Source organism: Kitasatospora sp. NPDC093102 (genome assembly GCF_040683915.1).
In the GTDB taxonomy this organism is placed as follows: domain Bacteria; phylum Actinomycetota; class Actinomycetes; order Streptomycetales; family Streptomycetaceae; genus Kitasatospora.
Genome location: NZ_JBFBFA010000005.1, coordinates 253,202 through 267,828, shown reverse-complemented (window position 1 = coordinate 267,828; position 14,627 = coordinate 253,202). Strand labels below are relative to the sequence as shown.

Below are 14,627 nucleotides of genomic sequence, written 5' to 3'. Positions count from 1 at the left end.
TCGGGCCCGGGGGAACGCTGGGGCGATGGTGCGGGGGGGCGGGCGTACGGCGGCGGGGTCGGGCGGCTCAGTCGGAGGCGGCCCGGCGGGCCGTGCGTCCGGAGACCTGCACCCGGTCGATCCGGCCGGTGGCCGGGTCCCGGTGGAAGCGTCCGCCGGGCTCGGGGCGGCCGGTGTCGGGGGCGATCAGGTCGTAGGAGAGGCCGGCGTAGCAGCGCAGCGGGAGCGGCAGGTCGCCGTCCACCGAGAGGGTGGCCGGTCCGTCGCCGGTCGACTCGACCCGGTAGCGGATCGAGCCGTTGCGGTAGTCGCCCGCGCACGCGGCCAGGGTCACGGGTTCGGCGAGCGGCACGGGCCCGCCCGCGCCCACCGGCTCGATCGCCGCGGGCACCCGCACCCCGGCCGACTCCTCCAGTTCGGCCGCGAGCTCGCGCCACAGGGCGGTGGCGGCGCCGGCGTTGCCGGTGAAGGCGACCACCACGCCGCTGTCCGGGTCGGCCCGCAGGTGGCAGGAGGTCCCCATGGCGTTGCCGTCGTGGCCCCACCAGAGCCGCGCGTCCTGCCGGTAGAGCGCCACCCCGGCGCCCCAGCCGTGCGCGAGCGCTCCCGGCCGGGCTCCGGACTGCGGACGGCGCATCTCCTCGGCGACGTCCGGGGGCAGCGTCTTGGCCCGGCCGGCCAGGGCGGCGCCGAGTGCGGCGAGGTCCGCGGCGCTCGCCAGCAGGGCGCCGGCCGGGGCCTCCAGCGGGGCCAGGTTCTGCCGGACCGCCCGGGCCAGGCCCGTCGCGGCGTTGAGCGCGTGCCCGGCGGCGACCGGTCGTCCGGGTGCGACCGTGTCGACGAACACCGGCCCGGTGCCGAAGGGTTCGAGCAGCAGGGCGCGCACCGCCTCTTGCCAGGGCATCCCGGTCACCGTCTCGACCAGGCGCCCGGCGGCGACGTAGCCGGCGTTGGAGTAGGAGAAGTCCGTCCCGGGCGGGAAGAGCGCATCCTTCTCGGTGCACACGGCGGACAGGTAGCGCGTCGCGGTGGTGCGGGCGGCGGCATCGGAGTCCGGCCCGGTGGGCAGTCCGCCGGTGTGGCCGAGTAGGTGACGAATCGTTACTTCGGGCAACTGCCGGAGCTCCGGAAGGTACTCGGCGGCCGGTTCGTCGAGGTCGAGGTCGCCGTCGTCGGCGAGCAGCATCACCAGGGCGGCCGTGTAGGGCTTGGTGAGCGACCCCACCGGGACGGCCGTGTCGTCGGTGAAGGGCGCCCCGGTTCTGACGTCGGCCACCCCGGTGTGCAGGACGACGGTCTCCGAGCCGGTGTCCAGCACCAGCTGGGCACCGGGCACCCGGTGGGCGCGCGCGAGCGTGTCGAGCCGGTGCTGCAGCTCGCTGCGCAGGAGGAGCGGCGCCCGCTCACGAGTGGGCGCCGGACTGGCGTACGGCATGACGGAAGCTCCCGTTGACTGGTTCTCGGGTGCGGGCGCGCCGGGCACCCGCAGTGGAATTGCGGATCGGGGTGCGGCGCAGCGGGAAATTTCCGGCCGCCGGCGCCGCCCACTTCAGGACGCGCGGGAACGAGGGGAATCGGCACAAGCCCGGCCGACGGTGGTCGGCCGGCCCGGGAACGGGAATCCCCGGGCGTCCGCCGCGGAGTGCCGCGCCCGCCCTCGTGGATCCGTTCCGGGGTCGCGCCGACGCTTCCGGACCGGACGGTGCGAATGCGACCAGAATTCGCCGCCGCCGGAATTCCCCACCGCACGATGAACGACGGACCTGCACGCGGTGAACCGCGAGCGACCGAATACCCCTACCCCGCCGGAACGGTCGGACAGAAACCCGTCCCCCGCCGACCGGCCGCCCTCTCGGCCCTCACCTGCGCAATGGCCGCATCCGGCATGCCCATCCCCCTCATTTGCGATCCGCCCCCGCATCCGCCGCGCGGAACGCGCCGACACGGCCGGGGAGCCGCACAATCCTTGCCGTCCCGAACGCCCGGACGACGAACGCGCAACAGTCTTCACTGCGGGTCAGCTGCTCGCAACCCCTTCCGATTGAACGGAAAGCGACCCCGCCGGTAATCGGAACCACAAAATCCCAGGTGCGCCTCCCGGCCACGCCCGGAACACCCGTGGGCGGGCGTCATTTCTTTGGCCGAAAATATGGCATCAGAACCTCCCCATCCACTCGAACAGTTATTCGCGAGAATATCTGAGCGATTTCTCGGACACCTGTGACGGCTGCGCCGGAATGCGACGGAATTCACCGGGTGGGACGCGAGTGACACCGCCGGGCCCCGGCCGGCGGCTCACCCGGCCGCGGTCGACCGGTCACCCGGGCTGCCCGCCCGGTCCCGGCAGCACGTCCCGCTCCCAGCCGGACAGCACGGGTTCGAGCACCCGCCGGGCCTCGTCGTCGCGGATGGACGGCGCCGGATCCCCGTTCAGGACCTCCAGCAGCAGCCGGCCGTCGGCGGGCAGCTGCTGCGGGCTCGGTGTCCGGCCTCGTACCGACCACACCGGGTGCGCGGTCCGGCAGGTCCGGACCGGGCCCGGGCGAGGGCGTGTCTCCACGGCCCACGACGAGCAGGCCCCCGGCCGGCGAGGTCGCCGGCCGGGGGCCTGGTGGAGAGCGGAGGGTCAGCCGTCGTTCTCCGGCGACGGCAGGTAGGCGCCGGGCACGTCGTCCGGGGCGAGGATCGCGTCCTCGCCCGGGTACGGTGTGGTCCAGTTGTGCGTCTGGTACCAGACCAGGTGCTCCATCTGCGCCGGGTTGGCCCGGTCCGGCGCCGCGTTCGGGCCGGTCAGCCGCTGGTGCGACTTCCAGGCGTCCCACTGGACCGCGACGGCCGACTCCGCCGCCGGCGGCGCGATCGTGGCGGGTGCCGCGGCCGCCCGGAGGTCCTGCTCCCCGGGCACGTCGAGGCCGCACGAGGGCGGCGTCTTCAGGCCGTCGGTCAGCGCGGTCCGGTTGGGCACCGCGGTGAACGGCGTGTAGTCCGGCCGGTCGGTGAAGGCCGCGGTCATCGGGCTGGCCGCGCTGTCCTTCTGGTTCATCGGGTGGATGCCGAGGATCTGCTCGATGGTGCGGATCATCGTGATCTGCGAGTAGTAGCGGCTGTCCACGGCCCCGTGCTGCGCCCAGGGGCTGATGATCTGGATCGGGGCACGGTGGCCGTCCACGTGGTCCAGGCCCGCCTGGGAGTCGTCCTCGACGACGAAGATCGCCGAGTCCTTCCAGTACTCGCTGTGGGTGATCTCGTCGACGATCTTCCCGGTGGCCAGGTCGTTGTCGGCGACCTGGGCGGCCGGGCTCGCCGGACCGCCGGTGTGGTCGCTGGACAGCCACAGCATGTTGAGGTTCGCCGGGCCGTTCTTCTCGAAGTCCTGCTTCCAGACCTGGTACCGGTACAGGTCCGGCACATCGGTGTCGAACTTCGGGAAGCCGGGCACCGAGACGCTGTTGAGCGAGGGGATCGGTGAGGAGGACTTGAGGGCGTAGGCGCTGCCCTGCCCGGTCTCGTCCATGGTCCTGGCGTCGCAGTACAGGTTCTGCCAGGTGGCGTCGGCGGGCTTGTCCAGGAACTGGTGGAACTCGCCGAAGTCGCGCACCGTCCTGCCCGCCGCCTGCGCGCCCGTCCACAGGAAGCCGGAGCGCTGGTGGCCCAGGGCGTCGTCCTCGGTGTCGTAGCTGCGCTCGTACTCGCCGGCCGAGGACTCGGTGTATTCCGGGTTGTCCGCCTGCATCAGCCAGTTGTGGCCCTCGGCGGAGTTGGTGCCGATGTCGTAGGTGTTGTCGTAGAGCCCGAACTGCTCGGCCAGCGCGTGCTGGTTGGGCGTCACGTTGGCGCCGAACTGGGCCAGCCCGGGATCGCCGTTGCCCTTGGCGATGTCACCGAAGACCTGGTCGTAGGTCCGGTTCTCCTTGACGATCAGGAAGACGTGCTTGATCGGCGACGGGTCGCCGATCCGCTTCGGCACCGGCTCCGCCTTCGCCTTGTGGCCGTTCGCCGGCTTGACCGCGTTGTTGGTCCAGCCGTTCTGCCGGAACACCTTGGCGGTCTGCGAGCGGATCTCCTTGTCGCCCGGCAGCGTGAACTGGGTGAGGCTGGAGGTGGTGTCGTGGGTCTTGTGGGCGCCGGTGCTGTTGGGCCGCCGGGCATCGATGCCACGGGTGTTGGAGACGATCACCTTCGAGCCGACGGTGGCGATCTCCGCCGGGAAGTAGTCCGTGGGCAGCAGGCCGACGTAGCCGACCGGCTCCTGCACGCCGGTGAAGCGGTAGACGGCCACCGCGTCGGCCCGGCCGAGGGTGACCAGCAGGCGGCCGTCGTCGGTGAGCGTCACCGCGGTGGGCTCGTAGCCGACGGAGGCCTCCGGCCACGGCTTGGTGGAGATGGTCTGGACGACCTGGTCGCGCGCGGTGTCGATCACCGACACCTCGTCGCCGGCGGTGTCGGCGACGAACAGCACCCCGTTCTTCGCGTACAGCGCGGTCGGGTGCAGGCCGACGGGGATGGAGCCGACGGCGGCGGCCGGGTCCGCGAGGTCGATCACGCTGACCGTGCCGGTGGTGGTGGCGGCGGTCACCGGGTCGGCCGGCACCTGGGTGCCGTAGGAGTTGACCGTGGTGTCCTCGGCGGTGGCCGCGCGCCCGCCCTCGTTGGAGACGTACAGCTTCCCGCCGACCCGCACCACGCCGCGCGGCGCGTTGCCGACCGTCCAGCTCTGCTTGACCGCGCCCGTCGCCGTGTCGATCGCGACCACCCGGTTCTGCCCGTTGACCGCGGCGTACACCGTCGAACCGTCCGCGGAGAACACCGCCCCGGAGGCCAGCGCGTGCTTCTCCCCGTCGGCCGGGATCTTCACCGCCACCGGGGCGGACAGCGTGCCGTCGGGCTTCACGGTGAACCGGGTGTAGCCGTCGAGCTGGCCCAGCCACAGCTGCTTGCCGTCCGGCGAGTAGACCGGGGACTCCTGGCCGACCGAGCCGCTGGGGATGCGCAGCTCGTCCGCCTTGTTGGTGCCGACGCGCTGCTGCACCTTCCCGGTCTTCAGGTCCACCACGACCAGCGCCGCGTCGCCGTCGGCGACCGCGGCGGCCAGGTGGCCGCCGTCCGGGCTGACCGTGGAGCCCATCAGCTTGCCGTTGTCGAGGACCTGCCGGCTCCCGTACGGGGCGAGGTACTGGTCGCTGGAGACGACCAGGCCGTCGGCGGTGGTCTGGCCCACCTGGTCCGTGCCGAACTGGTGGGTGGCCGCGAAAGCCGTGCCGGTGGCCACGGCCACCGCCGTGATGCAGGCCGTGGCGAGCGTGGCCCGGCGGCCCACCCGGCGGCCGAGGAGGACGAGGTGGCCGTTCCGGCTGCGTCGACGACGCGTCACCTGCATGGCGTCAGCCCTTCGTTGGATCGGTCGGATTCGTTGCGTCCGCTGCGTTCGGTGGGGAAGCGAGCAGCCCGACCTGACCGTCGAACTGCCACAGCGGGTTCGGTGCGTCCCCGGTCGGGGTGTGCACCAGGAAGTAGCCGTTCACTTCCTTCGGACCGTCGCCGTCGGCCATCAGCCGTCCGTCCGAGGCCACGTCGAGCTGGTAGACCGCCGTCCCCGGCGCGTCCGTCCCGGGCAGGTGCCAGGTGACCACGCAGCGCCAGTCGTTGCCCGGCCCCTCCGGGTCGACCTGGCCGTCGCCCCGCCGGCAGGCCGCGGTGGCCCGCAGCTCGGCCTCCGTCACGGCGGGGCGGTGCAGCTGCTCGGTCTGCAGCCGGTACAGGTGCGCGAACACGGTGGCGACCTCCTGCTGCACCTTCGCCTGCGAGATCCCCGAGCCGGTCGAGGGCGTGGCCACCGCGACCGCGCCGGAGGTCAGCGCGAGCAGCCCGGCCAGCGGCAGCACCCCGAAGGAGAGCGTGCGGCGCCCCACCCCGTCCTCGCTGCCGGTGGTGAAGTCCCGCCGGACGAACAGCAGGTAGGCCGCCGCGGTGGCGACCGCGGCCCAGAGCAGGCTGACGGCGACGGCGATCAGCAGTTCGTCGAGCCGGCCCGGGTCGGCGAACAGCCCGTTCCAGGAGACGAAGGCGTAGCCGGGCAGCGCCAGGCGCAGCGCCACCGGCAGGGGCAGCACCTGCGCGAGCTGCATCGCCACCGCCGCCAGCGCGGGGACCAGCAGCCCCATCGGCGAGCGGCCCAGCAGGACGGAGCCGAGCAGCCCGAGCGCCGCCAGCGCCAGGGTGGGCGCCAGTGCGCACGCCCAGGCCAGCAGCACGCTGCCGGCTGCGTCCGACGGCGACAGCAGGTGTCCGTCCACGCCGACCAGCGGTTCGTCGCCGACCGCCGCCAGCCCGCCGACCGTGCTCGACGCCACCAGTGCGGCCATCAGCAGCACGATCACGGTGGTGCCGGCCAGCGCCTTCGCCGCGAAGATCCTTCGCGGCGAGCGGACCGTCACCAGCAGGTGCCGCCAGGTCCCGAGCCGGTCCTCGGCGGCGAACACGTCGCCCGCGACCACGGAGGTCAACAGGGGCAGCGCCCACGAGCCCGCGAAGCCCAGCACCACCAGCGGGCCGGCCCAGCCCGTGGCGTGCATCCAGCGGCCGAACAGGGTGTCGGAGGGCAGCGTCCCCTGCTGGGCCACCGCGGCCGTGAACAGGCCCGGCACGATCCAGCAGGCCAGCATCAGCAGTCGGATCCGCCACTGCGACAGCAGCTTGACCAGCTCGAAGCGGTACACCCGGCCCACCGGCACCGGGCGCGCCCCCGGTCCGACGCCGGCGGCGGCCACCGTGCGCCCGGCCGTGACCGTACTCATCGCCCGTCCTCCTGCTGCTCGGTCAGGGCGAGGAACGCCGCCTCCAGGGCCGGGACCACCGGTGCGACCTCGCGCACCCGGACGCCCGCGTGCACCAGCACCGCCACCAGCTCCTCGACGGCCTGCCCCGACGCGTGCACCACCAGCGCCTCGGCCGCGCGTCCCGCCTCGGCCTGCGCCAGGACCCTCACTCCGGCCACCCCGGCGGCCACCCGCCGTGCGGCCGCCGGATCGGAGGTGAGCAGCCGGTGGTCGAGCGCGCGGTTCTCCGCGGCCAGCTCGCCGAGCGGGCCGGAGAAGCGGACCCGCCCGGTCGCCAGGATGGTGACCTCGTCGCAGAGCGCCTCCAGGTCGTCCATCCGGTGGCTGGACAGCACCACCGTCACCCCGTCGGCCGCGAGCCGCCGCAGTGCCCCGTGCACGTGCTGCTTGCCGGCCGGGTCCAGGCCGTTGGACGGCTCGTCGAGCACCAGCAGCCGGGGGTCCGTGAGCAGCGCCGCGGCCAGTCCCAGCCGCTGCCGCATGCCCAGCGAGAAGCCCCGCACCCGGTCGTCGGCGACCTCGGTCAGCCCGACCTCGGCCAGCACCTCGTCGATCCGGCCCGCCCGGGTGTCCTGCCCGCGCAGCCTCGCCGGTGCGGCCAGGTTCGTCCGTGCGGTCAGCGACGGGTAGAGCCCGGGCCCGTCCACGAAGCCGGCCACTGCGTGCGGCGCCGGCAGCGCCCGGCCGACCGGTCTGCCCAGCACCTCCAGCTCGCCGCCGTCGGCGACGGCCAGCCCGAGCAGCAGCCCGAGCAGCGTGGTCTTCCCGGCCCCGTTCGGCCCGGCCAGCCCGTGGATCCGCCCGGGTGCCAGCTCCAGCCCGACGGCGTCGAGCGCCACGACATCACCGAAACACTTCGTCAGTTCTCTTGCCCGCACGGCATATTGCGTGTCCTTCATGGCCCCTTCTCGCAGTTCCCCAGGGAACTTAGGGGCTTGATCGGGCACAGTCAGGAGCGCCCGGTTGAACAGCGCAGGAACAGCAGCGGCCGGCCCTGTGGCGGTCCTGCGACCACCCGCGCGGGCCGTACCGGCCTGGGCCGGGCCCGGGAGCGCACACCTCCGCGATGGACACGCGCACGCCGGCGACCGTCGGGCAGCCGGCAGGTGAACAGCGGGCGACAATCCCGCTGTCAACGTCCGATGATCTGATGTCACATCGGACAGCGGACCCCGGCGACCTCCACGGACGCCGCGTCCACCCGGTGCCGGCTGCGAGGCCCACCCGCCCCGCAGCCGGCACGTCACTGCTCCGGGATCAGCGCAGGCCGGCGAAGAGGTCGTTCTCGGGGACGGCCGCGCCCGTGGTGTCCTTGACCCGCACGAAGGTCTCCACGCCCATCAGCTCGGTGAACCGCTCCTTGCCCATCCTCAGGAAGAAGATGTTCTCGCCCTGGCTGGCGTGCGCGGCCAGGGCGTCGAACTTCCGGCCACCGAACGCGGTGGTGTCCACCCAGGTGGTGATCTCCTCGTCGGGCAGACCGATCTCGGGCATCTCGCCCGCCTCCGCCGGGTCCGGGGCCTCCCAGTCCGCGCCGGCCTCGCGCAGGACCTCCCCGAACCGCTGCATGGCCGAGCGCGGCGCCGTCGTCCAGTAGACCTTCGGCGTCAGGTCGGTCAGCTCCAGCGCCGCCATCGTGATGCGGTGGGCCTGGATGTGGTCGGGGTGGCCGTAGAAACCGTTCTCGTCGTAGGTGACGACCACGTCGGGCTGATAGTGCCGCATCAGTTCGGCGAGGCGGGCGGCGCCGTCCGCCACCGGCGTGTGCCAGAACGAACCGGGCTCGTCGTTGCTCGGCCAGCCCATCATCCCGGAGTCGGCGTACTCCAGCAGCTCCAGGTGACTCACCTTCAGCACCTCGCAGCTGGCCTCCAGTTCCTGCCGGCGTATCGCGGCGACGGCCACCGGGTCGTGCCCGGGCTCGCCCGGCTTGGCCCCTCCCGGCCCGTCACCGCACCTGCCGTCCGTGCACGTGACGAGAACCGTGCGGATGCCCTCCGCCGCATAGCGGGCGAGGACACCCCCGGTCCCGGTGGCCTCGTCGTCGGGGTGGGCGTGCACTGCCATCAGTGTCAAAGGCCGGTCGGCCATGTGATTCATCCTCCGTCTGAGACATTCTCGCCCCCCAGTCTGCGTCACGCGGGCGGGTGGTCGCTCGCACGGTCCCGTCCGGCGGCCAGGGTGACGGGAAGACCGGCCTCGATGCGGCGCAGCAGCCGGCCGCCGTGGACGCCGGGGGCGTCGAAGCCGCGCACGTCGTCGGGGTCGTCGTCGGTGCCGGTGCACAGGACCTCGGGCACGAGCACGGTCTCGGGAGCGGCGGGTGCTTCGGCACCGGCGGGCGCCAGGTACGCGGGGGCGAGGACGGGGCCGTGCAGAGTGCCTTCGATCAGGTCGGGCTCGAACTCGGCGGACAGCACCGTGACCCGGGCGTGCAGGTCGCCGTGGAGCATGACCAGCTTGTCGGTCATGTTGCCGACGAAGGCCTCCACGTGGACGCTGCCGCGGACCAGCAGCTTGGCGTCCCCCTCCAGGTAGACGGCGGCGGCCCGGAGGTCGCCGAGCACGATCAGCGCGGGGCAGCCGTCGTCGGTGTTGAGGACGGCGCCGGTCACGTCGAGGTCGCCGTCGACGATGTAGCCGGTGCCCTCCGGATCCGCGGCGTCGAGGTCGAGGTGCCCCGCGATCGACAGGGGGCCGGAGTGGACGTCGTACTCCTCCTCGTAGAGGTTCTGGTACGAGGAGACGGGCAGTCCGCGGCGCTCGAAGAGCGCCACGGACTCGTCCCAACTGTGCGTGGTGGTGGCGATGTTCATGAGGCGAACTCTGCCACGCGGCACTGTCATCCTCGCCCCGGCCGGACCGGCCGGGCGCCCTCAGGAGAGCCAGATGTCCCGGACGCCGCGCAGCGGGTCGCGCTCCACCCGGGGTTCGGCGTGCCAGCGCATGGTCGCGCGGCCGTCCCGGTACGCGGGCCAGGCGGCGCCCGGGTCGAGGTCGCGGACGAAGGCGACCCAGGCTCCGTGGACGGCGTCGGCCAGCGCCTGCGGCGGCTCGGTGCCGAGGGCCGCCGCCACGCCCTCGGCGTCCAGCAGGTCGAAGGCGAACGGCAGGTCGATGCAGTGGTAGGCCTGCCCGGCACGGCCCGGGGCGGTGCCGGACCAGTCGAACTGGTAGAGCCAGGTGGGCCGTCCGCGTTCGGCGCGGGCCTCGGCGATGGCCAGGGCGGGGGCGCGGAACAGCCAGTCGGTGATCGCGTCGCCGCCGTTCGCACCCGGGTGCTCGGTGAGGAAGCGCGCCACGCCACGCTCGTCCAGGCCCAAGGCACCGAGCAAGCCGCGCAGTTCGTCCTCCGTCTCGGCATCGCCGTCCTCCGCGGGGGAGGCGAACTCGTGTGCGGTGAAGCCGAGCAGCAGCGGAATCTCCGTGTCCGGCAGCGCCTCCGGCCCCGGCAGCGGCACCAGCTCGCCGTCCGCGAAGGGGGCGAGGGAGAGTGCGGGCAGGGTGTCCCCGTCCGGGCCGGCCCCGCTGAGCGCGTCCTGGAGGTCGAGCAGGTTCTCGTCGGACAGGTCGCGCAGGGCGGCGGCGGTCGCGGGCACGCCCGTGCGGGCGGTGAGGGTCCGGCTGACGGCTTCGACGGTCGCGCGGTCCTGCGGGCGCATCACCGCGCCGGAGACGGAGATCGCGGCACGGAACAGTCCCTGGGCGGACGGGGTGGCGAGCAGGGTCTGGACGGCGCCGCCGCCCGCGGACTGCCCGGCGACGGTCACCTTGGCCGGGTCGCCCCCGAAGGAGGTGATGTTGTCGCGGACCCACTCCAGCGCGGCGATCCAGTCCCGCACGCCCCGGTTGTCGGGGGCGTCGGGCAGGTGCAGGAAGCCCTCGATGCCGAGCCGGTAGCCGATCGACACCACGACCACGCCGTCCCGGTTGAAGGCCGCGCCGTCGTACCACGGGCTCGCCGAGCAGCCGGCGACGAAACCGCCGCCGTGGATCCAGACCAGTACCGGCAGACCGGCCGCCGGGGCGAGGTCCGGGGTGAAGACGTTGAGGTTGAGGATGTCCGCGCCGGGGACGGTCGGTTCGGGGATGGTGGTGACCTCGCCGAACGGACGGCGCTGTGCGGTCGGCCCGTAGGCGGTCGCGTCCAGCACCTCGGTCCACGGCCGGGGCGGCACCGGGGCGGCGAACCGCAGCTCGCCGACCGGCGGTTGGGCGTACGGGATGCCCAGGAAACGGACGCTGCCGTCCGCGCGGCGCTCCCCGCGCACCGGGCCCCAGCCGGTGGGGACGACCGGGTGCTGTCGAGATCCTTCGGTGCTCATGCGGTGCTCTCCTGTGTGGGTCACGGGCGCGGCGCCTCGTGGTCGAGGTGGTGCCGGAGCCGGTTCGGCTCCTGGAGGTCGGTCGTGCGGACACCGTAGGTCCGGTCGGGGGTGACCGGGGCGACGGTGGGGAGTCCTCGGGCCGCGGGTCTCATGCGGGGCGTCCTTCCGGACCGGGAAGGACCAGGTCCAGCCCCGCCCCGTACGGGAAGACCGGGTCGGCGGTGTCGTTCGGGACGTCCGGGCGGGAGGCCTCGACGGCGGCCATCGAGCGCGGCAGTTCGAAGGGCAGCCGGCCCTCGGCGCGGGCGCGGCCGAAGAGGACGTCGAGCATCGCGTCGTCGCTCGCACCGTAGTCGGCGACCACGGCGGCGGCCCGCCCGGCGATCTCCGGGATGACGGCGGGCCGCTCCAGGTTGATCAGGACGACGGTCGGGACTTCGTCCGCCACCCGGAGGATCGCCGCCAGTTCGGCCTCGGGGAAGTCGAGCCGCCCGGAGTGGAACATCGACTCGAAGCGGTTCGGGCGGTACTCGTACGGGGTGAACAGCCGAAGCACCGCGAGGTCGGCCTCGGCCGGGGTGGCGGCGAGGCGGCCGTAGCGGGAGACGACCGCGCGGTCGAGGCCCTCGGTGTAGAGCCGGGGGGCGGTCCGGGTGACCGGCAGGGTGCGCTCGCGGTTGACCAGGACGGTGAGCGAGCGGCGCTGGGCGGCGGCCCCGGCGGCGCGGAACCCACCGTTGCCGACGGTCTCCTCTGCGGCATCCGGGTCGACGTAGCGCCGGTCGTCGAAGAGCCCGAGCACGAACTTCTCGCGCAGCAGCCGCCGGACCGAGTCGTCGATCCGCTGTTCGGCGATCCGCCCGGAGCGGACCAGTTCGACGACCACCTCGGGGCACTCCTCGCCACCGAACTGGTCCACGCCCGCGTCCAGCGCCTTCGCCGCGCGCTCGGCGACGGTGAGGTGCTCGACGCCCCACGCCCGGGCCTGGTGCGGTTCTCCGAAGATCTCGTCGTCGTTGAGCAGCCCCCAGTCGGTGCAGACGATGCCGCCGAAGCCCAGCTGCTCGCGCAGCAGACCGGTGACCACGCCCCGGTTGAACCCGAAGCCGACCTCCTCCCAGTCGGTGCCGATCGGCTGGCCGTAGTACGGCATCATCTGCGCGGCGCCGGCCGCGATCGCGGCGCGGAACGGCGCGAGGTGCAGCTCCCGCATGCCGCCGGGGTAGACCTGCTCCTTGCCGTGCGGGAAGTGCGGGTCCTCGCCGTCCTTCTGCGGGCCGCCGCCGGGGAAGTGCTTGACCATGGTGGCGACGCTGTCCGGGCCGAGGCGCTCGCCCTGGAAGCCGCGGATGTAGGCCTGGACGAGCTCCGAGGTGAGGGCGGCGTCGGCGCCGAAGGTGCCCGTCTGGCGGGACCACCGGGGCTCGGTGGCGAGGTCGATCTGCGGGTGCAGGGCGACCCGCAGCCCGACGGCCAGGTACTCCTGGCGCGCGATGTCGGCGAAGCGGTGGACCAGTTCGGGGTCGCGGACGGCCGCCAGGCCGATCGCCTCCGGCCAGGCGGAGAAGGCGCCGGCCTGGATGGAGGCGCCGATGTTGAGGGTGAAGGAGTGCCGGGGGTCGGTCGAGACGGTGACCGGGATGCCGAGCCGGGTGCCGGCGGCGATCTCCTGCACGGCGTTGTGCCATTCGGCCAACTGCCTCGGGCCTGCGGTGCCGACCAGGTTGAAGTGGTTCAGCCCCTGGCTGCGGATCAGTCCGGTGGTGTCGGCGGGGAATTCGAGGCCGTCCCCGTCCGCCGCCTCGACCGGGCGGCCGTCCTGGTGCATCGGGATCATGGTGTGGAAGAGAAGGCCGGCCTTCTCCTCCAGGGTCATCCGGGCCAGCAGGTCGGCGACCCGCTCCTCGACCGGGCGGGTCGGGTCCTGGTACGGGTGGACGGCGGGGGCGATGGTGTGCACGGGGTGGAACTCCTGGGTGGTGCGGGTGTGTTGCGGGCGGCGGGCGCGGTTCAGCGGACGGTCTTGATCGGGGCCACCGCGAGCGCCCCGGCAAGGATGATCAGCGCGCCGACCAGGTAGAGGGCGTCGTAGCCGGCCGAACCGACGACCAGCGAGGCCACGAAGGGCGCGATGATCTGCGGGCCGGCGTTGGCGATGTTCAGCACGCCGAGGTCGCGGGCGGCGTCGTCGGCGCTCGGCAGCACCAGGGTGACCAGCGCGGTGTCCACCGCCATGTAGCAGCCGAAGGCGATGCCGACGAGGGCGGTGAAGAGCAGGATCCCGGTCCAGTCGGGCATCAGCACCGGGACCGTCATGGTCGCGGCGGCCAGCACGCAGGAGACCGCGATCAGCGGCTTGCGCCGCCCGAGCCGGTCGGAGAGCCAGCCGCCGAGGACGGTGGCGGCCAGGGTGGACACGGCGTCGACCGGTGCGAGCACGGCCTGGGCGCCGGCCGCGTCCATGCCGTCGGGCAGGGTGATGTGGTCCTGGAGGATGTAGAACTGGAACAGCGAGACCGCGAAGAAGCCGAGCATCATCAGGAACCGGCCGATGAAGGCCCAGCGGAAGTCGGCGACCCGCAAGGTGTCGGCGAAGGCGGCCAACTGCCGTCGCAGCGGCACGGGTTCGACGGCCGGCAGCCGCTCCTCCCGGACCAGCGCGACGAACAGCACGGCCGCGACGGCGACGGTCGCGCCGAGCACGAGGTAGCCGGTGCCGAGCGAGTCCGGGACGTAGCGGGTGGCGAGGGTGACGCCGATGACCGAGCCGATCGGGGTGCCGATGCCGACCATGGCCGAGGCCAGCCCGCGCCGTTCGACGGGCACCCGGTCGGGCACGACGGCGGTGAGCGCGGCCTGGTAGACGTTCATCGCGGCCTGGACCAGGCACCAGACGATGGTGACCAGCAGGATGGTGCGGACCTGGCCGAGCAGCGCGAGGGCCGCGAAGGACGCGAGGCCGCCGCCGAGGATCCACGGGTTGCGGCGCCGGGAGCGGTCGGAGAGCAGTCCGGCGAGCGGGTTGAACAGCGTCGCGAAGACGGCCGCGACGCCGGAGACCCAGCCGAGCGCGGCGACCTTGCCGTCGGGGTCGACGAGTTCGATCTGGGCGGGCAGCAGCACCTGCCCGATGCCCAGGTAGACGAGGTAGAGCACGGCGTTGCCGAGGGTGAGCATCGGCAGCAGGCGTCCGATGCGGCGGCCGCCGTCCGGGGCCGGGGGCGGGGCCGCCTGGGCTCTCGGGGCGCCGACTGCGCTGTCGGTGGTGGTCATGGCCGGTTCTCCTGGGCCGCTGGTCCCGTGGGAGGGAGGGTGGGGAGGGGAGCCCGGAGGACGGCGCGGCTCGGCTCCGGCCGGGGCAGGGTGGGGCCGGCCGGGCGGCTCAGGGCGCCGCCTCGGGGTGCGCACCCAGCGAACCATGAAAACCGAGTGGGCAGTAGGTTTTCATCATGTGACCCAGGTC

Annotated in this window: 11 protein-coding genes; all 11 read right to left on the bottom strand. The window is 73.4% G+C overall.

Features of this window, described 5'->3' with window-relative positions; translation table 11 throughout:
* Positions 1–67 precede the first annotated feature (67 nt).
* Positions 68–1,435: a serine hydrolase domain-containing protein gene (locus AB0O11_RS10490; protein WP_363383926.1), complete on the bottom strand. Its 1,368-nt coding sequence runs from the start codon at positions 1,433–1,435 to the stop codon at positions 68–70.
* 882 nt (positions 1,436–2,317) lie between these two features.
* Entirely contained in the window at positions 2,318–2,506 is a 189-nt protein-coding gene (locus AB0O11_RS10485) for a hypothetical protein (RefSeq protein WP_363383924.1), read from the bottom strand.
* A 120-nt stretch (positions 2,507–2,626) separates the two neighbouring features.
* Complete coding sequence (locus tag AB0O11_RS10480; protein WP_363383922.1) at positions 2,627–5,377, bottom strand: alkaline phosphatase family protein; 2,751 nt, start codon at positions 5,375–5,377, stop codon at positions 2,627–2,629.
* Between the two features lie 4 nt (positions 5,378–5,381).
* Entirely contained in the window at positions 5,382–6,794 is a 1,413-nt protein-coding gene (locus AB0O11_RS10475) for an ABC transporter permease (RefSeq protein WP_363383920.1), read from the bottom strand.
* On the bottom strand, positions 6,791–7,735 hold the full coding sequence (locus tag AB0O11_RS10470; RefSeq protein WP_363383918.1) for an ABC transporter ATP-binding protein: 945 nt from the start codon (positions 7,733–7,735) through the stop codon (positions 6,791–6,793). The genes AB0O11_RS10475 and AB0O11_RS10470 overlap by 4 nt, the downstream gene beginning before the upstream one ends.
* A 358-nt stretch (positions 7,736–8,093) precedes the next feature.
* On the bottom strand, positions 8,094–8,927 hold the full coding sequence (locus AB0O11_RS10465) for a PIG-L family deacetylase (protein ID WP_363383917.1): 834 nt from the start codon (positions 8,925–8,927) through the stop codon (positions 8,094–8,096).
* A 44-nt stretch (positions 8,928–8,971) separates the two neighbouring features.
* A complete protein-coding gene (locus AB0O11_RS10460) occupies positions 8,972–9,652 on the bottom strand; it encodes a hypothetical protein (protein WP_363383915.1) in 681 nt (226 codons plus the stop codon).
* 60 nt (positions 9,653–9,712) lie between these two features.
* Positions 9,713–11,161, bottom strand: coding sequence for a carboxylesterase family protein (locus tag AB0O11_RS10455; RefSeq protein WP_363383913.1), 1,449 nt, complete (start codon positions 11,159–11,161; stop codon positions 9,713–9,715).
* Positions 11,162–11,181: 20 nt separating this feature from the next.
* A complete protein-coding gene (locus AB0O11_RS10450; RefSeq protein ID WP_363383911.1) occupies positions 11,182–11,316 on the bottom strand; it encodes a hypothetical protein in 135 nt (44 codons plus the stop codon).
* Positions 11,313–13,124: a glycoside hydrolase family 3 N-terminal domain-containing protein gene (locus tag AB0O11_RS10445; RefSeq protein WP_363383909.1), complete on the bottom strand. Its 1,812-nt coding sequence runs from the start codon at positions 13,122–13,124 to the stop codon at positions 11,313–11,315. The genes AB0O11_RS10450 and AB0O11_RS10445 overlap by 4 nt, the downstream gene beginning before the upstream one ends.
* Before the next feature lie 50 nt (positions 13,125–13,174).
* Entirely contained in the window at positions 13,175–14,437 is a 1,263-nt protein-coding gene (locus AB0O11_RS10440; protein WP_363383908.1) for an MFS transporter, read from the bottom strand.
* Positions 14,438–14,627: the final 190 nt, after the last annotated feature.